This window comes from Streptomyces sp. NPDC047072 (assembly GCF_040643855.1).
Taxonomy (GTDB): domain Bacteria; phylum Actinomycetota; class Actinomycetes; order Streptomycetales; family Streptomycetaceae; genus Streptomyces.
This window is the reverse complement of sequence record NZ_JBEYVC010000096.1, coordinates 1-26,786: the sequence shown is the minus strand read 5'-3', so window position 1 is coordinate 26,786 and position 26,786 is coordinate 1. Positions and strand designations below refer to the sequence as shown.

The window sequence follows — 26,786 nt, the reverse complement described above, 5'->3', positions numbered from 1 at the left end:
CCCCGCCTTCGGCGCCCGCACCGCCCCCGGCATCCGGCGCCACGCCGGACCCCGCGGCAGGCGGCCACACCGGCGGAGCCGTCCCGCCCGCCGGAGGCGCACCGCTCCCCCCGGCCGGCGGCCACACCGGCACCCCACTCGGCGAAGCCGGCGGCGGGGCCGGCACCGTACCGCCGCCCCCGTCGCCCTCCTCCCACCGCTGGGTCTCCTCGTTCCAGTACCGCGCTCCCTTGCTCATCGCACCGCTCCCCACCCTCCGCACCGCACTCCCCCGCTCACCGCACCCCTCCCCACCCACCGCACCGCACTCCCCCGCTCACCGCACCCCTCCCCACCCACCGCACCGCACCACCCGGCCCGCCCGGCGCCCCGCCCCCTCGGACGTCCGCATCCCCCCGCTCATGCCACCCCTCTCGGCCGCAGTCCGACCCATCACCCGGCTACATCCCCAGCAGCCCGGCCACCGCACCCGCCGAGGCGATCAGGCCGACCAACGCCTGGGAGTCGTCGAGGAGTTGGCGGAGCCGTTCGCGGCGGGTCGGGGTCGCCTGGCCCGTGGTCACGATCTCCTCCTCCGTCTCGGCGAGGGCCGTGTCCAGTTCGGCGGTCCGGTCGGTGGCACGCACGCGCGTGAGGTCGGCGCGCAACTCCCGTACCGCCGCGAGGAGTTCCTCCGTGGCCGCGTCCCGACCGGAGGCGCCCACGCCGTGGTGGCTCTCGGCATGCGCGTGGCTGCCGATGGCGAAGGTGCTGCCGTGGACACCACCGCTGATGTTGACGCTCGGCTCATCCGTTGCCATCGCCACCGGATCCCTTCCGCGAGGTGGAGAACGCGGAGGCGTGTCCGCCCACCGCGAAGGTGCTGTCGTGCACGCCGCCCTCGACATGCATCGCACCACTGCTGATGTTCACGATCTTCTGCACGAACTCACCGGTGAGGTAACCGGATTCGGACAGCGCGGTCACCACGCCCCGCGCGATCCGGTCCTGGATGCTGCGCAGATAGCGGTCGACGTCCATCTCCTGGAAGAGGGACCCCTCGGCGGCCGAGCCCAACTCCCGTACGGACAGGGCCGGACCGTCCGGCAGCGCCCCGGCGTACCCGCCGGTCAGCAGCCGCCAGACATGCAGCAGCCCCCTGCCGAGCTGCGCCAGCGACCGCCCCGCCGAACCCGGCACCAGCACGAGCGCGCCGAGCGCCTTGCTCACCGCACTGTCGTTGCGGAACCGGTGGGCCGCACGGTCGGCGTCCTTGAAGTCCGGGCGAACCGGGGTCAGTACATGCGGGGCGATCTCCAGCATGAGCATGCGGCCCTGGGTGTGGACGCGCACGAAGACCGTGACGACCAGCTCCTCCTCCCAGCCGCCGACGCGGACCCGCAGGAAGTGCCGCCGCTTCTCGGCGCCCTCCTCGACCGCCCGCGCCCGGTGCTCCTCGAACACCTGGGGGTCGTAGGGCGCCTGGTCGCGGCGGAGCAGTCCCTCGGCCGGCAGGAACACGCACTCGTCGATCTCCAGCCGCCGCAGCCGGTCGCGGACGGTGTGCCCGGCGAACTCCGAGGGCAGCCGCAGCTGTTCGAGCAGCGGCCGGATCCGCTCCAGCACCGCGCGGTTGTTGAGCGGCTGCTGCACCTTCGTCTCGTCCGGCCGCAGTTCGACCGCCAGCACCCAGGTGTCGTACGCGGCTCCGGCCCCGCAGAACGGCCGCGCCTCGTGGTACATGACCAGGGGCGCGTGCTGCTCGATCCGGATGCGCTGCTTGAGCCGCTGGGAGCGGGCGTTCTGGTCCAGCTCGGCGGGGTCGCGGCGGACCTCCGGGAAGCGCTGCGGGGAGAGTTCGGCGGCGAGGGCGCGGCTGAGCTGGTTGCGCTGGGCGTAGGCGCACCAGGCGATGAGCGCGAGGACGGCGAGCCCGAACCACCCCTGCCATACGGCGATCAGGTCGCCGAGGGAGAAGTCGGGGACGAACACGTCGTCGGCGTTCAGCGAGTCCGAGGAGCCGTACGACGAACCGTAGGAGCCGTAGGAGTCCGAGGAGTCGGAACTCGCGCCACCGAAGGCCGCGATCAGCAGCAGGACCAGGAGGGAAGCGAAGCAGTAGCGGGCCCACCAGCGCAGGCAGAAGGCGAAGAACCGCCGGTAGACGGGCTGTTCGCCGCGGCCCCTGACCCAGCCGGCGATCGCGAGCTGCACGCTGACCAGCAGGAAGAGCAGCAGGATGCCGCCGCTCAGAATCGTCCCGACCGCCCACAGCCCGAGGATCGCCGCGGCCCACATCAGCTCCTGGCGGCGGGCCCGCAGGGCGTGCGCGAGCACCCGGGCCGCGTCCAGACCGAGCGAAGGGGCCACGATCCGCTGTTCGTTGAGGTGGAGTTCCTCGATGACCTTGTCGCGGTAAGCGGAATCCAGATAGGTGCCGGCACACAGTAGCCGAGTCGCCTCGCTGGCGTGCGGTGGCGGCGGAAAAGCAGTACTCACGCGTATCCCCCGATGCGTGCAAACCCCGTGACTCACGGTGATGTTGACAAACCATCAGCATAGAGCGCCGCACGTCGCGGGGAAACCGGAATCTGTGGACAGCCACCAAATCCTTTGACTAAAGTCAAAGAAGTATGGAGCCAGTGTCGAGTGAGCAGGTGGCGGAGTTCCGCCGGTTCAACCGTTACTTCACGCGCCGCATCGGAGCCCTCGACGATCACTACCTCGGCCAGGACCGGCCCCTCGGCGAGGCACGGCTGCTGTTCGAGATCGGCGACGGCGTCTCGTTGCGCGAGCTCAGGGGGCGGCTCGGGCTGGACGCCGGGTATCTGAGCCGGATGGCCAGGGCACTGGAGGCGCAGGGCATGGTCCGGCTCCGCGTACACCCGCGGGACAACCGGCTGCGCATGATCGAACCGACCCCGACCGGCCGCACCGAGGTCGCCGAGCAGAACAGACGCGCCGACGCCCTCGCCGCCGGCCTCCTCGACGGCCTCACCGCCGCCCAGCGCGACCGACTCACCGAGGCCATGGGCACCGCCCGCCGCCTGCTCCGCCTGGCCGCCATCACCGTCACGAAGGTCGACGGCGCCCATCCGGACGCCCGCGCCTGCCTCGACGCCTACGCCGCCGACATCGACGCCCGCTTCCCCGAGGGCTTCGACAGGTCCGACCTCGTGGGGCCCGCGGAGGTCTCCGGGGAGGCCGGCGCGTTCTTCGTCGCGTACGAGGAGGACCGGCCGGTCGGCTGCGGGGCGCTGCGGCGCCTGGAGCCGCGCGTCGGCGAGCTCAAGCACGTCTGGGTGCACCCCGACGCCCGCCGCCTCGGCCTCGCCCGGCGGCTCCTCGACACCCTGGAGGCCGAGGCCGTCGTACGCCGCTTCGAGGTCCTGCGCCTGGACACGCACGCGTCGCTCACCGAGGCGCAGGCGATGTACCGCGCGTGCGGCTATCGGGAGATCGAGCCGTACGTCGACCACGTCTACGGCGATTTCTGGTTCGAGAAGCCTCTGCCGCGCCCGAGTTGACGCCGGAGCTTCACTCGATCGAGCACTATCGCGTTTGACGGAGAACGCGTAGTATCGCGTTTCAAGCGCACTCGTCCCTTGGCGCACTCGCCCCTTCCCGAGGAGCCGTCCATGCCCGCCGCTCTCCTGAACCCCGTCCTCGACCTGGTCACCCTCCGGAGCACGGTGACGCTCGCCGAGCCGATCACCGCCCGGATGCGCCGACTGCGCGTCGAGAGCGAGCAGCTGGCCGGACTCGACGTCCGGCCGGGGCAGCAGGTGCGGGTCCTGGTCTCTGGGCTGACCCTGCGGACGTACTCCCTATGGCGCTACGACCCCTCCGGCGCCGTCGAGTTGTGCGTGCTGGACCACTCCGAGGGCGGGCCGGGGGCCGTGTGGGGGCGGAGTGTGCAGGTCGGCGAGCAGGTGCGACTGCGCAGGCCCGAGGGCACGTTCACGCTCCGCGCCGACGCCGCGCACCATGTCTTCGTCGGGGAGGAGACGGCGTCGGTCGCCTTCGGGGCGATGCTGGAGGCGCTGCCCGACCAGGCGCGGATCACCGGGTGCGTGGAGACGGAGTCGGCCGCGGACCGGCTCCCGCTGCGACACGCGGACCGGCTCGACTGGCTGACCAGGGGCGGCGGTTCGCTCCCGGACGAGATACGGAAGCTCGCCCCCGAGCCGGGCGGGATCGCGTACGTCGCCGGTGAGGCGCGGACCGTTCAGTCCGTACGGCAGGTACTGGTACGGGAGCTGGGGTGGGACCGGAGGTCGGTGCTCACGAAGCCGTTCTGGGCACCGGGGAAGAGGGGGCTGGAGTAGAGGCCGCTTATGACTCCTCTTACGGCTCCCCTTATGGCTCCTCTGGTGGCTCCGCCGGTCAGGCGCACTCCGTGCCGGTCGGGCAGAAGGACATCAGGGCCCTGGTGAGCGGGGTGCGGAGCAGGGTCGGGGCGAGGGACTCCGGGCCGGTGGAGCGGATCGCGTACAGCGTGCCGTCGGCGGCCTCGAAACGGTGGTCGATCACCTGGCGCGGGCCGAGGTCGGGGTCGTCGTAGCGGTAGGCGAGTTCGGCCCAGCTGGTGCCGGACGTGCGGTCGAGGACGCGGTAGCCGGGCTGGGCGGAGAAGCCGTAGCCGGGGGCGTTCTCGGCGAGGTCGAGGGACGCGGCCGGGGTCTCCTCCGCAAGCCGGAAGACCTGAAGACGGCGACCGTCCTCGGGGGCGTCGAACGACACCACCGGCGCGAGCTGCCCCTGCTTCTCGGTACGGGTCCAGCCGACCGGGACGTCGATCGCGTAGCCGACGGGGTCCTGAGTGCGGCGATACCCGGAGCCCGAACTGCCCTGACTCGGCCGCGCCGAGGGGGTGAGAGCGGTACCGCTCCCGGTGGGACGCGGGACGGAGGCGCTCGCGCTGGCGTCGGCACTGGCGCTGGCGCCGACCGACGCTCCCGTACGGCTGCCCGCCGCCCCGGCACCGGTGACCGTCCCGCCGACAACGGGCCCAGCCCCGGCCCTGCGCCCACCCGAGGAGTCCCGAATGAGAAACCACACCCCGACCCCGACCACCACACCGACCAACACGGCAACGAGAACCGAGAGCCCGGCTGAACCACCGGGGGCGTACGGCGAGTTGGCCGAGAGCCCGGCTGAACCGCCGGAGGCGTACGGAGAGGCAGCCGGGAGACCGGCTGAACCGCCCGAGATATACGGGGAGTTGGCCCGGTTGTGGGCCGAACCGTCGGCGGCATACGGCGACGAGGTCGAGGGATGCGGCGTGCCGCCCCGGGCGAACACCGAGGGGTGCGGCGAACCGCCGGAATCGTGCGGCGGGGTGACCGAGCCGGCGGAGGCCCACGGCGATCCCGCCGGGGACGGCGACCGTCCCCCCGGTTCCGGCAGCACCGCGCTCGTGCTCGTCTCCGCGGTGGCCCACGGCGGTGGAGGCGTCGTATCGCCGGACGCCCAGGGTGAGTTCAGCGCGGCTTGGGTCTCGGCCGAGGCCCACGCGGGCGGCGCGCCGGCGTCACCCGGCACCCCCGCACTGCCTGGCACCCCCGCACGGCCCGGTGCCCCCGTACCGCCCGGCACACCCGTACCGCCCGGTGCCCCCGTACCGCCCGGTGCCCCCGTGCGGCCCGGTGCCCCCGCACGACCCGGCACTTCCGCACGGCCCGGTGCCCCGGCAGGGCCCGGTGCCCAAGCTCCGCCCTGCGTCCCCGCACGGCCCAGCGCTCCAGGCCAACCCGACACCCCAGCACGGCCCATTGGCCCAGGCCCGCCCGACACCTCAGCACAGCCCATTGCCCCAGGCCCGCCCGACACCCCCGCGCCGCCCGACACCCCGGCACCGCCCGACACCCCCGCGCCGCCCGACACCCCGGCACCGCCCGACACCCCGGCACCGCCCGACACCCCAGCGCCGCCCGACACTCCCGCACCGCTGCCGTGCGTCTCCCCCGAGGTCCAGGCTGCGTGGCCTCTCTCCTCGGTTGGTTCGTGTGCGGCTCCGGAATCGGAACCGGCGTTGTGGTCGTGCCATCCGCCGCTCATCAATGACCCCCCGAAACGCAGCAGGTGGTCCGACGGTAGGGCGGAAAACGGCCACGGGCCCCGTTCCGGCCGAAACCGGAACAGAGCCCGTGCGAGTCTGTGACAGAACCCGGAACCGTCAGATGAGGCCGAGCGCGCGGACCGCCTCGCGCTCCTCCTCCAGCTCCTTGACGGAGGCGTCGATACGGGCGCGGGAGAACTCGTTGACGTCCAGGCCCTGGACGATCTCGTAGACGCCGTCCTTGGTGGTGACCGGGAAGGAGGAGATGAGGCCCTCGGGAACGCCGTAGGAACCGTCCGACGGGATGCCCATGGAGGTCCAGTCACCGTCCGCCGTGCCGTTGACCCAGGTGTACACGTGGTCGATCGCGGCGTTCGCGGCGGAGGCCGCCGAGGAGGCACCGCGCGCCTCGATGATCGCCGCGCCGCGCTTGGCGACGGTCGGGATGAACTCCTCGGCCAGCCACTTCTCGTCGTTGACGGTCTCGGCCGCGTTCTTGCCGGCGACGGTCGCGTGGAAGATGTCCGGGTACTGGGTCGCGGAGTGGTTGCCCCAGATGGTCAGCCGCTTGATGTCGGCGACCGTGGTGCCCGTCTTCTTCGCGAGCTGCGTCAGCGCGCGGTTGTGGTCGAGGCGGGTCATCGCGGTGAAGCGCTCGGCCGGTACGTCCGGGGCCGCGGCCTGGGCGATCAGCGCGTTGGTGTTCGCCGGGTTGCCGACGACCAGGATCTTGACGTCGTCCGCGGCGTTGTCGTTGATGGCCTTGCCCTGCGGCTTGAAGATGCCGCCGTTGGCCTCCAGGAGGTCACCGCGCTCCATGCCCTTGGTGCGGGGGCGGGCGCCGACGAGCAGACCGACGTTGGTGCCGTCGAAGGCGACGTTCGGGTCGTCCGTGATGTCGATGCCCTGCAGCAGCGGGAAGGCGCAGTCGTCGAGCTCCATCGCGGTGCCCTCGGCGGCCTTCAGGGCGGGCGTGATCTCCAGGAGGCGAAGCTTGACCGGCACGTCCGCGCCGAGCAGCTGGCCGGAGGCGATGCGGAAGAGCAGGGCGTAACCGATCTGGCCGGCCGCGCCGGTGACGGTGACGTTCACGGGAGTGCGGGTCATGGCGTTCTCCGTATGACAGCTGGCGGTGGGGCGGCGTCCCTGCCCCGGACGTTTGATCGATCTCTCGGCATCAAGAGATCCACCGGTCAGGCTATCGCGCATCCGGGATCCCGGACGTCCGGGTCCATGTGGCCCACCCCACAGCCCCCACGAAACCATAGAAAGAGGCGGCCGCCCGTCCGGGAGAGGGGGGACGAAGGCGGCCGCCGTATGGGGGTACCGTTTCCGGACTCCCGTGGGGGTAGGTTCCGCGTGCCCGGGTTAGAGGCGACCATGCCCCAAGAAACCCAAATTTTTTATCGCAGGCCAGCAATGACCCACCCAGGGGCGCGGGGAACTGCGCGACCAGCCACAACGAACCCGCAGCCGACCAAGCACAGAACCCGGCACCCCCTTAGTCCGTGCACCCAGCCTGCCCGGAACCCAGCGTCACACAGGCCTTCGCCTCCCCCGCGTCCTTCACCGCCACCATCGGCGTGTACGCGATCGTGTCCCCGGCATCGGTGATGCTCCCGTCCTCCGACACCTTCCCCGCGGTGACCTTGACGGCGTCCCCCTGCCCGCCCTGCGTGACGCGCCCCCACGCCGCCCCGCAGGTCTCGCTGTACCGCACCTCCACCACGGCCGTCCCGACGGTCGCCGTCTTCGCCGTGGTCACGAGGTCCCCGCTGCACCCCATCGCCTCGGCGTCCTTCCCGGTGCACGCGGCCCCACTGCACTTCACCCCGGCCGGCAGATCCACGGACGTACTGGCCGACGGCGACGCGGACGCCGACGCGTCCTTCTTCTTCCCGTCACCGCCGTCCGTGAGGAAGAACGCCGCGGCGACCACGACGAGCACCCCGATGACCCCCGCGAGGAACATCGTCAGCCGCCGCTTGCCGCCGCCCCCGCCGGAACCGTCCCCCGGCCGGGCGTCCCGCGGCGGTTCGCCGTACGGATTCGGCGCGCCCGGCGTCCACCCGGGCCCGTCGGCCACGGCACCGTTCGCAGGCCCGGCCCCGGCACCCACACCCGCCTCGACACCCGCGCCCCCCTGACGCGGCACCACGGTCCCCCCGGACCGCCCGCCGGACGGCGAGGGTCCCTGATACCCGGCCAGCCCCCAGGAGTTGGCCGACTGCGCACCATTGGCCGGCGCCCCACTGACCGCCGTACCGTCGACCGGGCCACCGCCCGAGGAACCGCCCCCCGACGGCGTTCCCGCCGCCTCCCGCTCCTCCGTGGACGTCGGCTGCGGCGGCACCGTCGGCGCCACGCCCGCCGGCCCGGCCACCCCCGGTGTCACCGTCGCGCTGCCGCCCTTGCGGGCCGCCTTGCCGCTCTTGCCGCTCTTGACGTTCGCGGGAGGCACCCCGAACTCCCCGAGCGCGGCCCGCGCCTGGGAGATCCGGATGGCCTCCATGGTCATGTCGTGGCGCATCTCCGACCGGCTCCAGGCCCGCTCGGCCAGCTCCCACATCGTGGTCAGGTGAATGGGATTGGTGCCGGTGACCTCGGCGAGGGCGACGATCGCGCCCTTGGGCGCGAGCAGCCGCCCGCCCAGATACCGCTCCCAGGACGTCTTGCTGTAGCCCGTGCGGTCGGCCACCGCGGCGACGCTCAGGCCGCTGCGATCCACGAGCCGCCTGAGCTGGCTCGCGAACTCCTTGATCTGCGGATCCAGTTCGTCGGGCAAGGCCCTCCAACGAGGCATTGCTCCCCCTCTTTCCCCCCGGTATTGCTGGCTGTTCCCCGCTTTCCCCATGCCCACGGGGATGCGCCCGTCAAGGATCTCAGTTCCCGGCGGACGGGCGCACGGGGGCATCGGCAAGTTCGACACATTAGCCCCGCTGTCGAACACTTCTGTGTCAAATGCGCGAACTTGTCAATACATCGTCACAGGGGGAACACACCGGTAATAACGCCCGTCACGGAAGACTTCCGCTCACCCGGACGCCACGGCACCGGCGACCCCGGCCACCAACAGGAGGACGAGCAGGAGTACGGCGGACAGCAGCACGCGGTTCAGATCCGGGGCGCGTGTCCTCTTCTCGGGGCGCTCGTCCCACCAGGGGAGCGTGGGGTCGTCCTCGTACGCCTCACCGCCCTCGGAGGGCGGCTGTGGTGTCGTGGGGCGGGGCCAGGCCTGGACGGCCAGTTCCCAGCGCACGGTGAAGCGTTCGGCGTCCGGGCCGTCGAGGCCGGCGATCCGGCACAGGGCGGCGACGGCCTGGCGGGGCGGTGGCTGGCCGGCGTTGAGATAGCGGTGCCAGGAGGACTTGCTGTACGCGGTGCGGGCGCCCAGGGCGACGAGGCTGAGCCCCGTGCGGTCCTTGAGCTGCCTGAGCTGCTCCACGAAGTGCCGTACCTCCGACGGCAGATCGTCCGGCAGCGGCTGCCAGGCCCCCATCACCCACCTCCACCACGGCATGTCACCTGCTCCCAGGCGATGGACGACGCTCCGTCCCGATCGGTTCCTGAACCGGGCGCGAGTGTGGCAAGTCCCGCACGCCGTGCCGGAACGGTCACCGCTGCGCCACAGCGGGCGGACAGGTCTTGAACAGCCCGTTCACGGCGGGGAACTTGGATCGGGTCGGCGGTCCGTCCCTGCTCGGGGGAGGGGACGGGCCGCCGCGCCCGGTCGTCGCCGGGTCAGTTGCCGCTGCTGACCGTGAAGTGCAGCGTGTCCTTGAGGAACGGGATCTCCAGCCAGGGGTTGGGCTGCACCATCATCGCCAGCAGGATGATCGCGGTGCCGAGCAGGCCGTACGTGACGATGTCCGTGAAGCGGGAGCGGACGGCGAGCATGCCGACGTCGGGGAGCAGCCAGCGCAGGGCGGCGCCGACGACCAGGGCGACGCCGATGAGCAGGCAGCCGTAGCGGAACTGGTCGAGGGCGGTGAGCAGCAGCCCCAGCCCGACCGCCCCGATGACGGCGAGGATCGGCCACTGCCGCGCGGGCGCCGGCGCGTCCCCGGGCGCGGCCCGGCCACCGCCCTCGGGCCGCGCGGTGTCCCGGGTGAACAGCGGAAACCGCCGGGTCACCCGCCGGGGCCGCCCCTCGGCATCGGGCGCACTGATCGCATCCCGCACGACAACTTCGGCCTGCGCCTCGGGATCGGCCACGTCGCAGCCCCGCTGCCCGGACTCCGTCGCCTCGGCGCCCCGCGCGACAACTCCGCTCAGCCGCCCGGAATCCGTCACCTCTTCATTCCGCGCGGCGACCCCGTCCTGCCGCCCAGAATCCGCCACCTCGGCGCCCCGCGCGACAACCCCGTCCTGCCGCACCGGATCCGCCACCTCGGCGCCCCGCGCGACAACCCCGTCCTGCCGCACCGAATCCGCCACCTCGGCGCCCCGCGCGACAACCCCGTCCTGCCGCACCGAATCCGCCACCTCGGCGCCCCCCGCGGCAGTTCCGGCCCGCAGCCCGGCGTCCGTCACCTCCGCGTCCCGCACATCGGCCTCGCCGCGCCGTCCGGAACCAGCCATCCCAGCCTCCGCCTCACCCCGCCGCTCACCGTCCCGCGCCTGGGATCCCGACGCCTCGGTCCGCTGTCGGGACTCGCCCGCCTCGGCCGCCCGTGCACCCACGCCCGGTTTCCCGGAGTCCTCCGGCCCGCCGGGCCGCCCGGGCTTCCCCTCAAGCCCCGGATCATCGGCCCGCCGCCCGGCGCCCCGGTCCCCCGGGTCACCCGCATCAGCCGGCACTGCGCTCCGCCGCCTCGACCACGTTGACGAGGAGCTGGGCCCGGGTCATGGGGCCGACGCCGCCGGGGTTGGGGGAGATCCAGGCGGCGACCTCGGCGACGTCGGGGTGGACGTCGCCCACGATCTTGCCGTCGGCACCCCGGGAGACACCGACGTCGAGGACGGCGGCACCCGGCTTCACGTCCTCGGCCCGGATCAGGTGCGCCGACCCCGCCGCCGCGACGATGATGTCGGCCCGCTTCAGATGCGCCGACAGATCACGCGTACCGGTGTGGCACTGCGTCACCGTGGCGTTCTCGCTGCGCCGGGTGAGCAGGAGGGGCATGGGACGGCCGATCGTCACACCGCGCCCGACGACCACGACCTCCGCGCCCTTGATCTCCACGCCGTAGCGGCGCAGCAGCGTCAGCACTCCGTTGGGCGTGCACGGCAGCGGCGCCGGCTCGTTCAGCACCAGCCGCCCGAGGTTCATCGGGTGCAGCCCGTCCGCGTCCTTGTCCGGATCCATCAGCTCCAGGATGCGGTTCTCGTCGATGCCCTTCGGGAGGGGCAGCTGGACGATGTACCCCGTGCACGCGGGGTCCTCGTTCAACTCCCGCACCACCGCCTCGATCTCCTCCTGCGTCGCCGTCTCCGGCAGCTCGCGCTGGATGGAGGCGATCCCGACCTGCGCGCAGTCGCGGTGCTTGCCGGCGACGTACTTCTGGCTGCCGGGGTCGGTCCCGACGAGGATCGTGCCGAGGCCGGGCGTGACGCCCTTCTCCTTCAGCGCCGCCACGCGGGCGGTCAGATCGGACTTGATCGCGGCTGCGGTGGCCTTGCCATCGAGAATCTGGGCGGTCATGACCCCATCCTCGCGGATGACCCGTCCCCGGTTCCAATCCGGGTCCCCCGCCGCTCGTCCGCCTTTACCCCGCCATGATCACTGATGTTGCACTTGCACAACGTCTGGCTCTGATGGCTGGACAACGACTCGTCTCTCCTAGAACGATGTAGGGCGCTGTATGGCGGTTGATGTTCGGGGGCATACCGCTCGATCCATGACGTTCCTCCGCGCAGTCCGCTTCGTCCCCACGTTGTGCAACGGAGGAATCTGGCCATGAGTTTCGGCTCGCCCAACAACCCCTACGACAAGCCGCAGGATCCCAACCAGCCGCCGCAGCAGCCCCAGCCGGGCTACGGCTACCCGCAGCAGCAGCCCCCGCAGCAGCCGTACGGCTACCCGCAGCAGGCCCCGCAGGGCGTCCCGCCGCAGCAGCCGGGCTACGGCTACCCGCAGGCACCCGGCGGCTACCCGCAGGCCCCGGGCGGCTACCCCCAGGCCCCCCAGGTGCCGGCCGCCGCCTACGGCTACCCGCAGCAGCCGGGCTACGGCGGCCAGCCCCCGTACGCGAACTGGGGCCAGCGCTTCCTCGGCACCCTCGTGGACGGCCTGATCATCATGATCCCGTACGTCCTGATCCTGGTCGACATGAGCGCCCAGACCGGGATCCTCGCGATCCTCGGCCTGCTCGGCGTCATCGGCGTCGGCATCTGGCTGCTGGTCATGGAGGGCCGCACCGGCCAGACCATCGGCAAGAAGGCCCTCGGCATCCGCCTGGTGCGGGAGATCGACGGGCAGCCGCTCGGCGTCGGCATGGCGTTCGTGCGCCGGCTCGCGCACTTCCTGGACAGCTTCGCCTGCTACCTCGGCTGGCTGTGGCCGGCGTGGGACGCCAAGCGCCAGACGTTCGCCGACAAGGTCTGCTCGACCATCGTGATCCGCACGAACTGAGCACCGCTTCACCACAATCGGAGGCGTTGCGCTACGACGCCTTCTCGCCATCCTTTCCCCGGGGCCGTGTCACGCCGTGACACGGCCCCGCGGCGTCGCCCACCCTTGCTCATAGACACGCGGGGACGGGGAGACGGACCGTGTACAGCATCATCGTGGTACCTCCGCCGACCACGGAGGACCGGGAACCATCTGACCAACTGCGGCTCGCGCCGGGCGAGCGGCTGACCTTCGGACGCAGTGCCGCCTGCCATCTGGAGATCCCCCACGAGGGCGTCTCCCGCAGGGCGGGCGAGATCGCCGCCCAGGGCTCGTTCTGGACCCTGAGCAACCTGAGCGGCCGCCAGACGTACGTCGTGGAGAACCCGGAGGGCGCCGGCGAGCACATCAAGGTCGGGCCGGGCCGGCTGGAGGCGCCGGTCCCCTTCGAGTTCTCGCGGATCGTGCTGCCCGCCGCGGGCGATCTGCTGGCGCTGGACGTGTGGGCGCCGCGCCACGACTATCTGCGCGGCGGCGACGGCCTCGACGGGGCGACGACCGCGCCCGCGTTCTCCGTCGACCGTTCCAAGCGGTACTTCGCGGTCCTCGCCGCCCTGTGCGAGCCCCGGCTGCGCGGCGAACCGCACGCGCCGCTGCCCACGGTCGACCAGGTGGTGACCCGGCTGCGCCCCAACTGGGCGGCGGCCTCCCGCACTTCGGTGCAGTGGAACATCGACTACCTCGCGGTCAAGCTGCGGCTCAAGCCCGCCCCGGAGGAGGCCGAGCAGGGCCCGCGGCTGAACGGCAAGAAGGAGTCCCTGGTCTCCCTCGCCCTCCGCTTCGACCTGGTCCGCGAGGAGGACCTCACCGTCCTCGGAGGCCCCCGATGACCGGGCCGTACGCCGTGCCGGTCCCCCGCGGCTACCGGGTCGGCGCCTGGGAGGTGCGCGAGCCGATCGCCACCGGCGCGTTCGGCAGCGTCTACGAGGCCCGACGGCGGGACGGCGCGGCCCCCGCCACGGCCGCCCTGAAGTTCCTGCCGACCGGCACCGGCACCCCCCGCCGGCTGGCGCATCTGCACGAACTCGTCGAGCGCGAGGTGGAGTTGTACCGCAGGCTCCGGCGCCCGCGCCTGCTCCGGATGTACGACACCCTCACCGTGGACGATTCCGAGTGCCCCGAACTCGACGGCGCCACCGTCCTCGTACTGGAGAGGGCGGAGCGGTCGCTCGCCTCGCTGCTGGCCGCGCAGCCGCGTCCGCCGGCCGGGCCCGCGCTGCTCGCGCAGATCTGCGAGGGGCTCGCCCAGCTGCACCGGGCGAAGTGGGTGCACGGCGACCTCAAGCCCGCCAACGTCCTGCTGATGAAGGACGGTTCGGCGCGCCTCGCCGACTTCAACATGGCCGCCGAGATGGAGGGCACGCACGCCTACACACCCGCCTTCTCCACCCCCGACTACACCCCGCCGGAGCTGCTCTGGTCGGAGATCGGCGAGCGCGGCCGCCGTATCCGGCCCTCCGCCGACGTCTGGGCCTTCGGTGTGCTCGCGCACCTGGTCCTCACCGACTCCTTCCCGCTGCCCGGCGGCACCCCGACGGCCCGCCGGGACGCGGCCGTCGCGTACGCGCGGGGCACCGACGACCTGCGGCTGTCCCCCGAACTCCCGGACGACTGGCGGGAGATCATCCGCGACTGCCTGGCCCGCACGCACGCCGAACGCGCCGCCGTCGAGCCCCTGCTGCGCCGCGTGGAGACCGCCGCCAAGTCCGCCCGCTCGCCCCGCCCGCTCCTCGCGAGCCGCCCCCGCCGTACGACGGTCGCGGCGGCCGCGGCCGCCACCGTGGCGGTGGCCGCGCTCGGGTACGGGATCAGCGACTGGACGTCGGGCGACGGCACCCGGACGCCCACGGCGTCGCCCGCGACCTACGGCGCCGCGGAACTCCGTACGGACAAAGGGGTTCCGGCCGTGTACCGGGTGCTGATCGTCGAGTCGGCGCACGACTGCGCGCAGCGGGACGTCACTCCGGCGCTGGTAGCCGCGATGCTCAAGGCGGAGAGCGACTTCGACCCCGACCTGTCCGACCCGGTCAACAACGAGTACGGGATAGCGCGTTGGACCCCACGGGTGCTGCGCTTCTGGATGAACGCGGACGGCACGCCCGCCGACACCACCCCCGCTCCGCCCTTCCCGCCCGCCGAGTCCATCCCGGCGATGGCCCGTTACCTGTGCTGGATCGCGCCCCGGCTGGACTCCCGACTGCCGGGCGACCGGCGGGTGTTGATCGCCGCGGCGTACCGGACGTCGTGGGAAAAGGTCAACGCGGCGGGCGGGGTGCCCAAGAAGAACCGTGCCTACGCGGACCAGGTCGCGCGGTATCTCAAGGAGTACACGCCGCCCGGCGGGAAGTGACCCTGAGACTTCTCAGGTACCCGCGCGCGGGCCGCTCGGAGACGCTGTGGGCACGCCGCTTCGGCGGCACCACCACCGAGGTTCACCTGGGGGTACGGAGTGAACACCATCAAGCCCGCCGCGCTGCTCCTCGCGGCCGGGGCGCTGGTCGCCGGCTCGGCGGCAGCGGCGTCCGCGGCCGCGCAGGACTCACGCGAGGGCGCCGCACCGGCCGGCACGCGCGTGACGGCCGTGACACCGGAGAACCGGGACTGGTCCCCGTCCGACCGCGACCTGTCGACGCCGGCGAACCGCGACTTCTCCACGCCGACGAACCGCGACCTCTCCGCACCGGCCGACCGCGACCTGTCGACCCCGGCCAACCGCGACTTCTCCGCACCGTCCGACCGCGACCTCGTGACACCGGCCGGCACGCGGGTCACGAGCGTGTCGCCGGCCGGGACACGGGTCACCGGCGTGGAGCCGGACGGCACACGCGTCACCGGTCTCGACCCGGACGGCACGCGGGTCACCGGTCTCGACCCCGACGGCACGCGTGTGACCTGAGTGCCGCCGCCCGACCGCGCGGTCTCCGGCCCTTTCGGGGGAAGGCCGGAGGCCGCGCTTCCGTGTGCGCCGCGCACAGGGCGGCAGTCAAGTGGCCCTGAAGACTGCCGAGTTACGGCAGTGAACGGCGCCGCGGTGCGCGGCGAGGATGACCGGGCCGCCGGCTCGTCGCAGTCGGCGGCCCGGTATCCGACGTCCACCAGGAAGGTTCCCTCCGTGAGACTGACCCGCGCCGCCCTGACCGCCGCGGCCACCGCCGCCCTGGCCCCGGCCCTCCTCCTGGCCACCCCGGCCCTCGCGGCCGCCTCACCGGTGCCGGCGGCCGTCACCACGGCCTCCGCCCCCGCCCAGGTCTCGTCCACCGCCTCGCTCGGCTACCCGATCGACTACCCGGTGGACGACATGTCCGACGACCAGGTCCGGGTCGCGGTCCTGCGCGTCATCGGCAAGTCCGCCGAGGGCAGCGCCGTCTGGACCGCCGCGCAGCGGGCCATGGACGGCACCATCGAGGACCAGCGCACCTTCCTCAGGACCGGCCTCCGCCTCGCCCAGGCCGAGGACGACCGCGTGGCGATCTTCCGGATCCTCGCCGACCCGGCCACCACCCCCGCCGTCCGCGCGGCGGCCCAGGCGGCCCTCGACGACGGTTCCCCGGAGGCCCTGCGGTACTTCCTGGAGACCGGTCAGTACGAGGCGGGCGCCTAAGGCCTGTCCGGCGGATCATGCCGGCGTCGCGGGGCTGGGCACGCCTGTCTGCCGCGTTGTCGTCGGTTGCCGACTCCCCCACGCTCGGCTTCGCTCGCGCGGGGGGACCCCCACCGCCCCGCTCACCTGCACTAGTCAGCACCGTCTCTTGCAGCCGGCCTGATCCGCCGGACAGACCCTAGGCGCTGCCCGGCGACGACGAGGGCGACGACGACAGGGACGCGTTCAGTGGGCGGTGAAGCCGCCGTCGACCGGGAGCGCCGTTCCGGTGACGAAGCCGGCGCCGGGGCTGCACAGCCACAGGACGGCCGCCGCGACCTCGTCCGCCCTGCCCAGCCGGCCGATGGGCTGTTCCTTGAGGATCCCGGCCATGGCCTCGGGCTGGTTCTCGACCATGTCGGCGACCATCAGGGTGTCGATGACACCGGGGCACACGGCGTTGACGCGGATGCCCCGGGGCGCGTACTCGACCGCCGCGCTGCGGGTCAGGCCGATGACTCCGTGCTTGGAGGCGTGGTAGGCCGCGCGCTCGGGCAGCCCGACGAGCCCGCCCAGGGAGGAGCAGTTCACGACGGCGCCGCTGCCCTGCTCCCGCATCTGCCGCAGCTCGTGCTTCATCGCCGCCCAGACACCGCGCAGGTTGACCGCGTTGACCCGGTCGAAGGAGTCGGCCGTCTCGTCGGCCGCGTCGGTCGGCGGCACCTGGATGCCGGCGTTGTTGAACGCCATGTCCAGACGGCCGTACTCCGTCACCGCGCGCCGCACCGCCGCCGCCACCTGCTCCTCGTCGGTGACGTCGCAGACGACACCGGTCGCCCGCCCGCCGCGGCCGGTGATCTCCTTCGCCGCGTCATGGACGGCATCGGGGTCGAGGTCGGCCAGCAGCACGGCGGCGCCGGAGTCCGCGAAGGCGCGGGCGGCGGCCAGGCCCATGCCGGAGGCGGCACCGGTGACCAGGGCGACCTGGCCGGAGAAGTCGTAGCTGGGGTTCATGGTGTTCTCCCGTCGGATCAAGGGACGCCTCCCACCGTCCCCCGCCCCACGCACACCTGCCAGGCACTCTCAGGGACCCCCTCGTCCGAAACAGGTGGCCTAGCCTCGAAGGCATGGAGTTCCAGCAGGAGATCCGGGGCTTCCTCATGAGCCGCAGGGCCGGGATCACGCCCGAGCAGGCCGGGCTGCCGCACGTCTCGGGCAACCGCCGCGTCAAGGGGCTGCGGCGCGAGGAGGTCGCGATGCTCGCCGGCCTCAGCGTCGAGTACTACACCCGCATCGAGCGCGGCCGGCTCGGCGGCGCCTCCGAGAGCGTCCTCGACGCGATCGCCCGCGCGCTGCGGCTCGACGACGACGAGCGGGCCCACCTCTACGACCTGGCCCGCAATGTCTCGCCCGGCTCGCGCCGCACGCGCCCCGCGCGCGCCTCTCCCCTCACCGCGTCGGTGCGGCAGGTCCTGGACTCCATGAGCGTGCCCGCCGTGGTGCAGAACGGCCGCCTCGACCTCCTCGCGGCCAACGACCTGGGCCGCGCGCTCTACGCCGACCTGTTCACCACGCCCGAGCGGCCGCCGAATTTCGCCCGGTACGTGTTCCTCGACCCGCGCGCCGAGGACTTCTACGCCGACCTCGACGAGGCCAGGGACCTGCTCGTCGCGATGCTCCGCGCGACCGCCGGCCGGGACCCGCTGGACCGGCGGGTGACCGAGCTGATCGGCGAGCTCTCCGCGCGCAGCACCGATTTCGCCGCCCGCTGGGCCAGACACCACGTGCGCCGCCACTCGCGCGGCCGCAAGACCGTCCACCACCCGGTCGTCGGCACGATGGATCTCGCGTACGACGACTTCGCGCTGCCCGGCGACCCGGACGTCACCCTCACCACCTACACCGCGGACCCCTGTACACCCAGCGCGGACGCGCTCACCCTGCTGGCGGCCTGGGCCCCCTCCCGGCAGCGGCCACCGACCACCGCCGACGAGCCGCACCGCACCCGTCCCTCCTAAGGAGACGAACCGCTCAGTTCCGGTCCCCGCCCCCTCCCCCGGAGCGGTGGCGCTAGCCTCTTCTCAGTCAACTGGCGTGACGTGAGAGCACGTTGCGAAGAAAGAGGCAGGTCGGGGGGACCGTGGCGGACATATCGGCGGGGGACACCGCGCTCAGGCAGGTGGGCGCGGCCCCGCTGCTGCCCACCGATCCGGGACGGATCGGACCGTACGTCCCGCTCGGGCTGCTCGGCAGCGGCGGCATGGGCCGGGTCTATCTGGCCCGCCGCGCCGACGACGGCCCGGGGCTCGCCGCGGTGAAGGTGATCCGGCCCGAGTACGCCGACGGCCCCGACTTCCGGCGCCGGTTCGAGCGGGAGGCCGCCGTCCACGGCCGGGTCCGCACCCCGCGCGCCCCGCACCTGCTGGGCACCGGTTTCGACGACGCGCTGCTGTGGATGGCGACCGAGTACCTGCCCGGCCTCAGCCTCCTCGACGCCGTCCGCGAGTGCGGGCTGACGGAGCCCGCCGACGTGTGGCGGCTGGTGGCGGAGCTCGGCGAGGCGCTGTCGGCGCTGACCGCCGCCGGGGTCGTACACCGCGATCTCAAGCCGTCCAACGTGATCCTTTCCCCGCGGGGCGCGCACGTCATCGACTTCGGCATCTCGCGGGCCGCCGACAGCAGCGCGATCACCACGACCGGCAACCGGGTCGGCACGCCCGCGTACATGGCGCCGGAGTATCTGCGCGAGGGCCGCTGCGACGCCGCCTCCGACGTCTTCTCGTTCGGCTGCGCCATCGTCTTCGCCGCCACCGGCCACGCCCCCTTCGGCGACGGCACCGGCGTGGACGTCATGCACCGGGTCGCCTTCGAGGCACCGAACGCCGAGGTGATGGCCGAACTCGCCGAATCCGACCCGGGGTTGGCGGCCCTGCTGACCGCCTGCCTCGCCAAGGACCCCGCCGCACGCCCCTCCCCCAGGCAGCTGATCGACGCGGCCACGGCCGCCGGTCACGGCCGCGCCGCCGACTGGCGGGGCCCCCTCGCGGCCCGGCTGCGCGAGCGGCAGCAGGGCTGCGCGGTCCTGGAGGGCCTGCCGGTCGAAGAGACCGACCGTTTCCGTACGACCGCACACCCCCCGGTGCTCACACCGATCGCCTCCGTGGCGAACGGCGACACCGTCCCCGGCACGAATCGCAAGCGGCGCAAGCCGTTCCTCGCCGGTGTCGCGGGCATCGCCGTCGGGGCCGTGGCCGTCGGCGCGTTCCTGCTCACCCGCCCGGGCGACACCTCAGCCGCGGCCGCCCCGGCCGGCACCACGAGCGTCAGCGCCTCCGCGACACCGGCCTCCGCCCCGCCCAGCGTCTCCGCCTCGCCCTCCGGCAAGAAGAAGGAGAAGGCCGAGAAGAAGGAGAAGGACGACAAGGGCAAGGGCACGGAACAGCAGGACCCCGCCGGCACCCCCTCGGCGACGAGTACCCCCAACACCGGGAGCGCGGGCGGGAGTTCCGGCGGCGACTCCACCCCGACCGCCACCGCCACGGTCACGAAGACCACCGCTCCCCCGGCCACCCCCGCCTGGATCTCCGGCTGCACCTACTACTCTGGCACCGCCCAGACCGACTACGGCGACACCGGCCAGCGGGTCGTGCAGGTGCAGTGCATGCTCACCAAACGCGGCTACAGCGTGGGGAGTTCGGGCGTGGACGGCGAGTTCGGCCGGGACACCGAGACCGCGGTGAAGCAATTCCAGACCGCCAAGGGCCTGGAGGTCGACGGCCAGGTCGGCCCCAACACCTGGGCGGCGCTGCGCAGTTCGACGTAGCGCCGCCCCTCGGCCGTAACAGCCGGTGTCTGTGCCTGTGCCGGTATCAGTGGAAGAAGTGGCGCGTGCCGGTGAAGTACATCGTCACGCCCGCCTTCTTCGCGGCCTCGACGACCAGTTCGTCGCGCATCGAGGCGCCCGGCTGGACGACCGCCTTCACACCGGCCTCCAGGAGGACCTCCAGGCCGTCCGGGAACGGGAAGAACGCGTCCGAGGCGGCGTACGACCCCTGCGCGCGCTCGGCGCCGGCCCGCTCGACGGCCAGCTTCGCGGAGTCGACGCGGTTGACCTGGCCCATGCCGACGCCGACCGAGGCGCCGTCCTTGGCGAGCAGGATGGCGTTGGACTTGACGGCCCGGCAGGCCTTCCAGGCGAAGGAGAGTTCGGCCAGTTCGTCGGCGGACAGCGCCTCGCCGGTCGCCAGCGTCCAGTTGGCCGGGTCGTCGCCGTCGGCCTGGAGGCGGTCGGTGACCTGGAGCAGGACACCGCCGTCGACGGGCTTGAGCTCGACCGGGTTCGCGGGGGCGCCCGGCGCCTTCAGGACCCGGATGTTCTTCTTCTTGGCGAGGGCCTCAAGGGCGCCGTCCTCGTAGTCGGGCGCGACGATGACCTCGGTGAAGATCTCGGCGACCTGCTCGGCCAGCTCCTTGCTGACGGGCCGGTTGACGGCGATGACGCCGCCGAACGCCGACAGCGGGTCACACGCGTGCGCCTTGCGATGCGCCTCGGCGACGTCCGAACCGACCGCGATACCGCAGGGGTTGGCGTGCTTGATGATCGCGACACAGGGCTCGTCGTGGTCGTACGCGGCACGGCGGGCGGCGTCCGTGTCCGTGTAGTTGTTGTACGACATCTCCTTGCCGTGCAGCTGCTCGGCCTGCGCGAGACCGCCGCCACTGCCGTCGACGTAGAGCGCGGCGGGCTGGTGCGGGTTCTCGCCGTAGCGCAGGGTGTTCTCGCGCTCCCAGGTGGCGCCGAGGAAGTCGGGGAACCGCGACTCGTCAGCGGGGGCGTAGGAGGAGGCGAACCAGGAGGCGACCGCCACGTCGTACGAGGCCGTGTGCTGGAAGGCCTCGGCCGCGAGCCGCTTGCGGGTGGTGAGGTCGAAGCCGCCCTCGGCGACGGCCCTGAGGACGTCGGCGTACCGCTGCGGGCTGGTGACGACGGCGACCGAGGGGTGGTTCTTGGCGGCCGCGCGGACCATCGACGGACCGCCGATGTCGATCTGCTCGACGCACTCGTCGGGCGTGGCACCGGAGGCGACGGTCTCGCGGAACGGGTAGAGGTTGACGACGACGAGGTCGAACGGCTCGACACCCAGCTCCGCCAGCTGCCGCTGGTGGTCCTCCAGGCGCAGGTCCGCCAGGATGCCCGCGTGCACCTTCGGGTGCAGGGTCTTTACCCGGCCGTCGAGGCACTCGGGGAAGCCGGTCAGCTCCTCCACCTTGGTGACGGGGACGCCCGCGGCGGCGATCCGGCCCGCGGTGGAGCCGGTGGAGACGAGCTCGACGCCGGCCTCGTGCAGCCCGCGCGCGAGCTCCTCGAGCCCGGTCTTGTCGTAGACGCTGACGAGCGCCCGGCGGATCGGCCTCTTGTTGCTCTCGGCGGTCACTGGATAACTACCTTTCGTCCCTCGATGCGATAGCCGTTGCGGGCCAGGCGCCCCACGACATCGACGAGCAGCCTTCGCTCGACTTCCTTGATGCGCTCGTGCAGAGCGCTCTCGTCGTCCTCGTCCCGGATCTCCACCACGCCCTGAGCGATGATCGGTCCGGTGTCGACGCCGTCGTCGACGAAGTGGACGGTGCAGCCGGTGACCCTGGCTCCGTACGCGAGCGCGTCACGCACGCCGTGGGCCCCCGGAAAACTGGGGAGCAGCGCGGGGTGGGTGTTCACGAACCGCCCGCCGAACCGCGCCAGGAACTCCTTGCCGACGATCTTCATGAACCCGGCGGAGACCACGAGGTCGGGTTCATGGGCGGCGGTCGCCTCGGCCAGGGCCGCGTCCCACTCCTCCCGGGTCCCGAAGTCCTTCACCTTGCGGACGAAGGTGGGGATCCCGGCCCGCTCGGCCCGCGCGAGCCCCTCGATGCCCTCGCGGTCGGCGCCTACGGCCACGATCTCGGCGCCGTACTCCGCGACTCCGCCGGCGGCGATGGCGTCGAGCAGCGCCTGGAGGTTGGTGCCGGATCCGGAGACCAGCACGACCAGGCGCTGAACCGGCTTGGCCTGCTTGGCCACGGGCTTGGCGGCCACGGCGGGGCCCTTTCTCGGGGAGTCGTTCGGCGAGCGGACGCCGCTTTGTACATTCGTACGAATGCTTCGCGCCCCGGGATACGGGGAAGCCTACGAAGCGGCCGACCGTCAGCAACGATACCGGCACACCGGGAGGCCCCCACGGGATGGGGGCGTGGCCGGAAGGTAGCGTCTGGGAGGAGCCGGTCCGGGAACGTGGGTGGTGTGCGGAGCGTTCACGGGGTGACAGCTCAGCTCAGACGATTCGTACTCCAAGGGGAAGACGCTCACTTGATGCCGGACCGCAGCCTGCGACTCCTCACGCTCCCCCAGCAGTCGGTGCAGGGGCGCAGCGGCGTGCTGCTGCGGGAGCAGCCCGCCTCACCGCCCGACGCGCCCACGGACAAGAAGAACGGCGCCGACGGCGCTCGGCCGGCCGACGGGCGGGGCGGGCCGGCGGGCGCCGAGGACGACAACCCCTTCGCCCCGCCGCCGGAGGGCACGCCCGACCGGCCCTGGCAGCCGCGCCGCCCTTCGGGTCAGGAGGGCGACGGGGACGGGCGCGGACGCTCCCCGTGGGGCAGCCAGTGGAGCGACCGGCAGCCCGGGCGCTCCGACGGGATCTTCGGGCAGCGGCCCGGGAACGGCGGGGACAGGGGCCAAGGTCCCGGTCCTGAGGGGCCCGGGGGCGGAGGTCAGGGTTCCGGTCTGCGCTGGGATCCGACGGACCCGTCCCAGCGGCGGGCGCGGTACGCCCTGCTGTGCGGGATGTGGGCCTTCTTCTTCGTGCTCTTCGGCTGGATGTCGGTGGGGCTGATGCTCGGTGCGCTGGCCCTCTACTGGGGCATCAGCGCCCTGCGCGCCAAGCCGCACGCGACCGACCCCAACGCCCCGGCCCCGCAGGGCCGTCCGCAGACCACGGCGGCGATCAGCGGCGTGGTCATGGCGTCCCTGGCGATCATGTACGTGGCGGCGGGCTTCACGGCGCAGATGGTCTACAAGGACTACTACACCTGCACCAGCGACGCCCTCACCAACCAGGCGGAGCAGGCCTGCACGGACCTGCTCCCGAAGGAACTCCGAGGCATCCTGGGCACGAACAGCTGACGCGACGGCCGGGTGCCGGGTGGGTTGGTGCGGGCGGGTTGGTGCCGGGCGGGTGGGTGGACGGCCTGGTGCCGGGCGGGTTGGTGCGGGCGGGTGGTGGACGGCTTGGTGCCGGGCGGGTGGTGGACGGCCTGGTGCCGGGCGGGTTGAGGGCGGGTGGTGAGGGCGGGGCCCTCAGTCACCGTCCGTCCCGTCCTCCACGGCCCCTTCCAACGGCGTCGACGCCTCCCGCAGAGCCGCCCAACGGGCCTCACGGGAGGCGTTGTCGTACCAGGGGGAGGGTGCGTCGTAGGGGGCGGGGGCGTCGGGCTGGGGGTGGGGACGGTACGGCACGGGGGCTGGGCCTTCGGCCGACGGTTCGACGACGCCCCGGCCCCTGGCAGGCACTTCGCCCGCGTCGGCCGGGGACGTGATTTCGGTACGCCCCTGCCCCGGCGTCCACGCCAACGACCCGGCACCGCCCGCACCGGCCGCCAACGACACGGGCCCACCACCGTCACCGACCGGGGCCGCTGGGAACACCCCGGGCCCCTCCACACTTCCGACCCCGGAGTGGACTGCGCCCACCCCGCCGACCACCACCGACGCGGCAGCGCCCACACCTCCCGCCCGATCCGCCTGAGCCCCGCCCGCGTCCCCCGCCGATACCGCCCCGGCACCGCCCGTACCGCCGACCACCACCGGCTCGGCACCCTCCGTTGCCCGCCCCCCGTTCGTACGCACCGGCTCCGCAGCCCTACGCCATGACCACCAGCGCCGCCCCCACCAGGCCCGTTCCGCTGCCGACGCCGACTGGGCAGCCCCGGCGCTCCCCTCCACCGACGGCCGCGACCCACTCGCGGCGGCCGCCCCCACCGGCACCGGCTGGACAGCCCCCGCGCTTCCCACCCCCGGCAACCGGCCCCCGCTCCCGCTCCCGCCCGCCGTACCCACCGCCTCCGCAGCCCCCCGCCTCAAGAACCACCGCCGTCCCCGCTCCCGTCCCCGCCAAGCCCGTACGCCCACCGCCACCGGTACTCCCAGCGCCGCCGTCCACCCCGCCGCCGCGGCGCCCGTCTGCCACCACACCGGGCCGAAACTGGCCAGCGCACCCACCCCCAACGCGCCCCCCGCCGCCCCGGCCAGCGCCGCGACCGCGGCCGCGCACAGGACGGCCGCCCAGCACGCGGTGCTCGCGGTCCGGCCGCGGGGCCAGTCCTCGATGTCCGCCTCGCGGCCGACGCACCACCCCACCGCGACCCCGGCGACGACCGGCACCGCCCCGGCCGCCCAGTTCCACGGCCCCCCGTCACCCACCCCCGGCACCGCCGCGAGCAGCGGGAACGGTGGGAGGAGCGGGGCGGGGTCCGAGGAGAGCGGGCCCACCGCATGCCCCGCACCCAGCACGAAGCCCGGCCCGAGCGCGTACCCCGACGCCCACACCGCCGCGTTCGGCACCAGCGCCAGGCACAGCAGCAGGACGGCGAACCGGCCCGACCAGCCCTCCGTCAGCTGGAGGAAGGAGCCGCGCGTCGTGGAGCCGTGCCAGACCAGAGAGGTGGCCAGCAGCACCGCCCCACCCCCGACCAGTACCGCCACTCCGGCCCCCGCCGCCCGCCCGGCGACCGCCATCTGCGCCCGCGCCTCCGTCCCGAGGGCCGGCCTGCGCAAACCGGCCGGCAGCAGGATCAGCACCTCGTCCACCGCGGCGGACGAACGCCCGTACGCCGTCCACACCCCCGCCCCGGCCGCCGCCATCACGAGGACCGGCACGCACACCCCCGTCCACGCCCACGAGGGCCGCAGCTCCCCGCCGGACGCGTAGAGCGCGACGACCGCGCCGACCCCGAGGTAGCCGAGGACGACCCCCGCCCACGCCGTCCGCGCGGAGACCAGCGGCGGCTCCTCCTCACCGGCCGCCGCGTCCCGTGCCGCCCGGTGCACCAGCCACACCGGCATCACGAGCAGCAACAGCGGGGTCACCCCGACCGGCGCCGGCACCCCGGAGAGCGTGTCGGTGCGCACCAGCTCCGCCCCGTGCGCGAGCAGCCACAGCGCCGCGGCGACATGCAGCGCGCCCCCGGGCCCGCTGTCCGGGTACGGCGAGCTGATCCACAGCACCATCACGAGCACGGCGAGCGAACCGAGCCCCAGACCGGCCGCGACGACACCACCCAGGAGGCTGGCGGCCAGTCCGGGGGATCGGTCGCGCAACCGGGTGAGCAGGGGCGACAACGGCGGGCGGCGAGCGGTCATCCGGATCACGCCCGCCATGCTCCCAATGACACACGCATTCTCGTCGTAACAGGCAAACCACCGAAGTGTCGCTCAATATACGACTATGCCATTTTCCGTACGAAGGGTCGCCCCGTGACACCGAGCCCTGTGACCCCGCTCCCCTCGCCGAAGGAGCGCCGACGCCTGCGCAGGGCCGGGTCGTTGACGCAGGATCAGGTCGCGGCACGGACGGGGGACACGCCGCCGGAGGTGACCGTGCCTCAAGAAGAGCCCGTGCCCGAGCCCCTGACGCCCGCTCAGGCGTTCGACGCCCTCTACGCCTTCTGCGCCCCCGCCCTCGTACGGCAGACCTACCTGCTCACCGGCCGCCGCGAACTCGCCCGCGAGTCGGTCGAACGGGCCTTCCAGCTCGCCTGGCAGCGCTGGCCCGAGGTGGCCGTCGACCGGGATCCGGCGAGCTGGGTGCGGGCGGCGGCGTACGACTACGCGCTCTCCCCCTGGCACCGGTTCCGCCCCCGCTTCCGGCACCCGGAGGCACCGGCGGCGGACGCGGCCGACCGCGCGCTGATGGCCGTACTCCTACGACTGCCGCCGCGCCGGCGGCGCACGCTCGTGCTGTACGACGGCGTCGGCCTCGATCTGCCGGAGACGGCGGCGGAGACGGAGGCGACGACGCCGGTGGCGGCGGGCCGCCTGCTGCACGCGCGCGCGGCGCTCACGGCGAAGCTGCCGGAGCTGGCCGACCCCGCCGAGCTGCACCGTCGGCTCGCGGAACTGGCCTCCACGGATCGCTTGCGCTCGGCCAAGCCGCCGGTGGTGCGGACCGGCAGCGAACGCCGGGCCCGGTTCTGGACGCGGGCGGCGATCGCCTTCACGGTCGCCCTGATCGGCACGACGGCGCTCACGCTGCGGACGGCACCGACGCACTACGAGCCGCCGATCACACCGGGCGCGGAGATCGAGGGGGTGCCGCCACGGGTGGCGCAGGGTTCTCTGTCGGACGCGGAGGAGGAGCTGCGCGAGAAGCTGCGGAAGGGGACGACGAACGGTCCGGAGAGGCTGGCACCGGTCGGTCGTTAGCTGCGGCCCGGTGGGGGCTGATCGCGCAGCTCCAGGAACTCCTCGATGTCGGAGTGCCAGGTCTCCAGGTAGACCGCGGCCGCGCCCTTGC

The 26,786-nt window shown here is 73.2% G+C and carries 23 protein-coding genes and 1 pseudogene; 11 read left to right on the top strand and 13 right to left on the bottom strand.

The features are described from left to right. Positions 1-440: 440 nt before the first annotated feature. Positions 441-800, bottom strand: a complete 360-nt coding sequence (locus tag ABZ896_RS32320; RefSeq protein WP_360936835.1) for a hypothetical protein — start codon at positions 798-800, stop codon at positions 441-443. Next, positions 787-2,478, bottom strand: a complete 1,692-nt coding sequence (locus ABZ896_RS32315; RefSeq protein ID WP_360936833.1) for a hypothetical protein — start codon at positions 2,476-2,478, stop codon at positions 787-789. The genes ABZ896_RS32320 and ABZ896_RS32315 overlap by 14 nt, the downstream gene beginning before the upstream one ends. Before the next feature lie 134 nt (positions 2,479-2,612). Here ABZ896_RS32315 and ABZ896_RS32310 point away from each other — a divergent pair, with 134 nt between their 5' ends. Then, positions 2,613-3,506: a bifunctional helix-turn-helix transcriptional regulator/GNAT family N-acetyltransferase gene (locus ABZ896_RS32310; RefSeq protein ID WP_360936831.1), complete on the top strand. Its 894-nt coding sequence runs from the start codon at positions 2,613-2,615 to the stop codon at positions 3,504-3,506. A 111-nt stretch (positions 3,507-3,617) separates the two neighbouring features. Continuing rightward, positions 3,618-4,307 carry a siderophore-interacting protein gene (locus ABZ896_RS32305; protein WP_360936829.1) on the top strand — a complete coding sequence of 230 codons (690 nt, stop codon included), beginning with the start codon at positions 3,618-3,620 and terminating at the stop codon, positions 4,305-4,307. A 58-nt stretch (positions 4,308-4,365) separates the two neighbouring features. On the opposite strand, the gene ABZ896_RS32300 is transcribed toward ABZ896_RS32305, so the two are convergent. The 6 genes from ABZ896_RS32300 to ABZ896_RS32275 all read right to left on the bottom strand — a co-directional run bounded on the left by ABZ896_RS32300 (position 4,366) and on the right by ABZ896_RS32275 (position 11,684). Further along, positions 4,366-5,523 (bottom strand): hypothetical protein, encoded by a 1,158-nt coding sequence (locus tag ABZ896_RS32300; RefSeq protein WP_360936827.1) that lies wholly within the window; start codon positions 5,521-5,523, stop codon positions 4,366-4,368. 634 nt (positions 5,524-6,157) lie between these two features. Beyond that, positions 6,158-7,147, bottom strand: a complete 990-nt coding sequence (locus ABZ896_RS32295; protein ID WP_360936825.1) for a malate dehydrogenase — start codon at positions 7,145-7,147, stop codon at positions 6,158-6,160. A gap of 394 nt (positions 7,148-7,541) precedes the next feature. Further along, complete coding sequence (locus tag ABZ896_RS32290) at positions 7,542-8,825, bottom strand: DUF2690 domain-containing protein (protein ID WP_360936823.1); 1,284 nt, start codon at positions 8,823-8,825, stop codon at positions 7,542-7,544. Positions 8,826-9,074: 249 nt separating this feature from the next. Further along, entirely contained in the window at positions 9,075-9,539 is a 465-nt protein-coding gene (locus ABZ896_RS32285; RefSeq protein WP_360936861.1) for a helix-turn-helix transcriptional regulator, read from the bottom strand. A gap of 242 nt (positions 9,540-9,781) precedes the next feature. Continuing rightward, on the bottom strand, positions 9,782-10,255 hold the full coding sequence (locus ABZ896_RS32280) for a DUF3017 domain-containing protein (protein ID WP_360936859.1): 474 nt from the start codon (positions 10,253-10,255) through the stop codon (positions 9,782-9,784). Positions 10,256-10,829: 574 nt separating this feature from the next. Further along, positions 10,830-11,684 (bottom strand): bifunctional methylenetetrahydrofolate dehydrogenase/methenyltetrahydrofolate cyclohydrolase, encoded by an 855-nt coding sequence (locus ABZ896_RS32275; RefSeq protein WP_360936821.1) that lies wholly within the window; start codon positions 11,682-11,684, stop codon positions 10,830-10,832. Between the two features lie 255 nt (positions 11,685-11,939). Between ABZ896_RS32275 and ABZ896_RS32270 the strand changes: the two genes are divergently transcribed. The 5 genes from ABZ896_RS32270 to ABZ896_RS32250 all read left to right on the top strand — a co-directional run bounded on the left by ABZ896_RS32270 (position 11,940) and on the right by ABZ896_RS32250 (position 16,254). Continuing rightward, a complete protein-coding gene (locus tag ABZ896_RS32270; protein ID WP_360936819.1) occupies positions 11,940-12,614 on the top strand; it encodes an RDD family protein in 675 nt (224 codons plus the stop codon). Between the two features lie 140 nt (positions 12,615-12,754). Then, positions 12,755-13,483: an FHA domain-containing protein gene (locus tag ABZ896_RS32265; protein ID WP_360936817.1), complete on the top strand. Its 729-nt coding sequence runs from the start codon at positions 12,755-12,757 to the stop codon at positions 13,481-13,483. Then, positions 13,480-15,003, top strand: coding sequence for a protein kinase (locus ABZ896_RS32260; RefSeq protein WP_360936815.1), 1,524 nt, complete (start codon positions 13,480-13,482; stop codon positions 15,001-15,003). Before ABZ896_RS32265 ends, ABZ896_RS32260 begins: the two co-directional genes overlap by 4 nt. Positions 15,004-15,102: 99 nt before the next feature. Further along, positions 15,103-15,549 (top strand): hypothetical protein, encoded by a 447-nt coding sequence (locus ABZ896_RS32255; protein WP_360936813.1) that lies wholly within the window; start codon positions 15,103-15,105, stop codon positions 15,547-15,549. A gap of 216 nt (positions 15,550-15,765) precedes the next feature. Further along, positions 15,766-16,254 (top strand): ALF repeat-containing protein, encoded by a 489-nt coding sequence (locus tag ABZ896_RS32250; RefSeq protein WP_360936811.1) that lies wholly within the window; start codon positions 15,766-15,768, stop codon positions 16,252-16,254. A gap of 225 nt (positions 16,255-16,479) precedes the next feature. Here the strand turns inward: ABZ896_RS32250 and ABZ896_RS32245 are convergent, their stop codons facing one another. Beyond that, positions 16,480-17,247 carry a glucose 1-dehydrogenase gene (locus tag ABZ896_RS32245; RefSeq protein WP_360936809.1) on the bottom strand — a complete coding sequence of 256 codons (768 nt, stop codon included), beginning with the start codon at positions 17,245-17,247 and terminating at the stop codon, positions 16,480-16,482. Positions 17,248-17,360: 113 nt separating this feature from the next. Here ABZ896_RS32245 and ABZ896_RS32240 point away from each other — a divergent pair, with 113 nt between their 5' ends. Both ABZ896_RS32240 and ABZ896_RS32235 read left to right on the top strand, forming a co-directional pair. Then, a complete protein-coding gene (locus ABZ896_RS32240) occupies positions 17,361-18,251 on the top strand; it encodes a helix-turn-helix transcriptional regulator (RefSeq protein WP_360936807.1) in 891 nt (296 codons plus the stop codon). Between the two features lie 122 nt (positions 18,252-18,373). Next, on the top strand, positions 18,374-20,056 hold the full coding sequence (locus ABZ896_RS32235; protein WP_360936805.1) for a serine/threonine-protein kinase: 1,683 nt from the start codon (positions 18,374-18,376) through the stop codon (positions 20,054-20,056). Positions 20,057-20,102: 46 nt separating this feature from the next. Here ABZ896_RS32235 and purH read toward each other — a convergent pair whose 3' ends face one another. Continuing rightward, positions 20,103-21,668 (bottom strand): bifunctional phosphoribosylaminoimidazolecarboxamide formyltransferase/IMP cyclohydrolase, encoded by a 1,566-nt coding sequence (gene purH, locus ABZ896_RS32230; RefSeq protein ID WP_360936803.1) that lies wholly within the window; start codon positions 21,666-21,668, stop codon positions 20,103-20,105. Beyond that, positions 21,665-22,312, bottom strand: a complete 648-nt coding sequence (gene purN / locus ABZ896_RS32225) for a phosphoribosylglycinamide formyltransferase (protein WP_360936801.1) — start codon at positions 22,310-22,312, stop codon at positions 21,665-21,667. Before purN ends, purH begins: the two co-directional genes overlap by 4 nt. Before the next feature lie 273 nt (positions 22,313-22,585). Here purN and ABZ896_RS32220 point away from each other — a divergent pair, with 273 nt between their 5' ends. Beyond that, complete coding sequence (locus ABZ896_RS32220; protein ID WP_360936799.1) at positions 22,586-23,398, top strand: hypothetical protein; 813 nt, start codon at positions 22,586-22,588, stop codon at positions 23,396-23,398. Between the two features lie 975 nt (positions 23,399-24,373). On the opposite strand, the pseudogene ABZ896_RS32215 reads toward ABZ896_RS32220, so the two are convergent. Continuing rightward, positions 24,374-25,651: pseudogene (locus ABZ896_RS32215) on the bottom strand (DUF6350 family protein); the annotation flags it as partial. A gap of 96 nt (positions 25,652-25,747) precedes the next feature. On the opposite strand from ABZ896_RS32215, the gene ABZ896_RS32210 reads away from it, so the two are divergent. Beyond that, complete coding sequence (locus ABZ896_RS32210) at positions 25,748-26,695, top strand: RNA polymerase subunit sigma-70 (protein WP_360936797.1); 948 nt, start codon at positions 25,748-25,750, stop codon at positions 26,693-26,695. Here the strand turns inward: ABZ896_RS32210 and ABZ896_RS32205 are convergent. Further along, the coding region (locus ABZ896_RS32205) for a hypothetical protein (RefSeq protein ID WP_360936857.1) at positions 26,692-26,786 on the bottom strand (95 nt) is incomplete at its 5' end. The two genes, ABZ896_RS32210 and ABZ896_RS32205, sit on opposite strands and share 4 nt — an antisense overlap.

Coding starts and splice junctions, on each gene's coding strand:
- ABZ896_RS32220 (WP_360936799.1), top strand. CDS start 22,586: ATGCCGGACCGCAGCCTGCGACTCCTCACGCTCCCCCAGCAGTCGGTG.
- ABZ896_RS32275 (WP_360936821.1), bottom strand. CDS start 11,684: ATGACCGCCCAGATTCTCGATGGCAAGGCCACCGCAGCCGCGATCAAG.
- ABZ896_RS32245 (WP_360936809.1), bottom strand. CDS start 17,247: ATGAACCCCAGCTACGACTTCTCCGGCCAGGTCGCCCTGGTCACCGGT.
- ABZ896_RS32310 (WP_360936831.1), top strand. CDS start 2,613: ATGGAGCCAGTGTCGAGTGAGCAGGTGGCGGAGTTCCGCCGGTTCAAC.
- ABZ896_RS32260 (WP_360936815.1), top strand. CDS start 13,480: ATGACCGGGCCGTACGCCGTGCCGGTCCCCCGCGGCTACCGGGTCGGC.
- ABZ896_RS32240 (WP_360936807.1), top strand. CDS start 17,361: ATGGAGTTCCAGCAGGAGATCCGGGGCTTCCTCATGAGCCGCAGGGCC.
- ABZ896_RS32270 (WP_360936819.1), top strand. CDS start 11,940: ATGAGTTTCGGCTCGCCCAACAACCCCTACGACAAGCCGCAGGATCCC.
- ABZ896_RS32305 (WP_360936829.1), top strand. CDS start 3,618: ATGCCCGCCGCTCTCCTGAACCCCGTCCTCGACCTGGTCACCCTCCGG.
- ABZ896_RS32295 (WP_360936825.1), bottom strand. CDS start 7,147: ATGACCCGCACTCCCGTGAACGTCACCGTCACCGGCGCGGCCGGCCAG.
- ABZ896_RS32285 (WP_360936861.1), bottom strand. CDS start 9,539: ATGGGGGCCTGGCAGCCGCTGCCGGACGATCTGCCGTCGGAGGTACGG.
- ABZ896_RS32320 (WP_360936835.1), bottom strand. CDS start 800: ATGGCAACGGATGAGCCGAGCGTCAACATCAGCGGTGGTGTCCACGGC.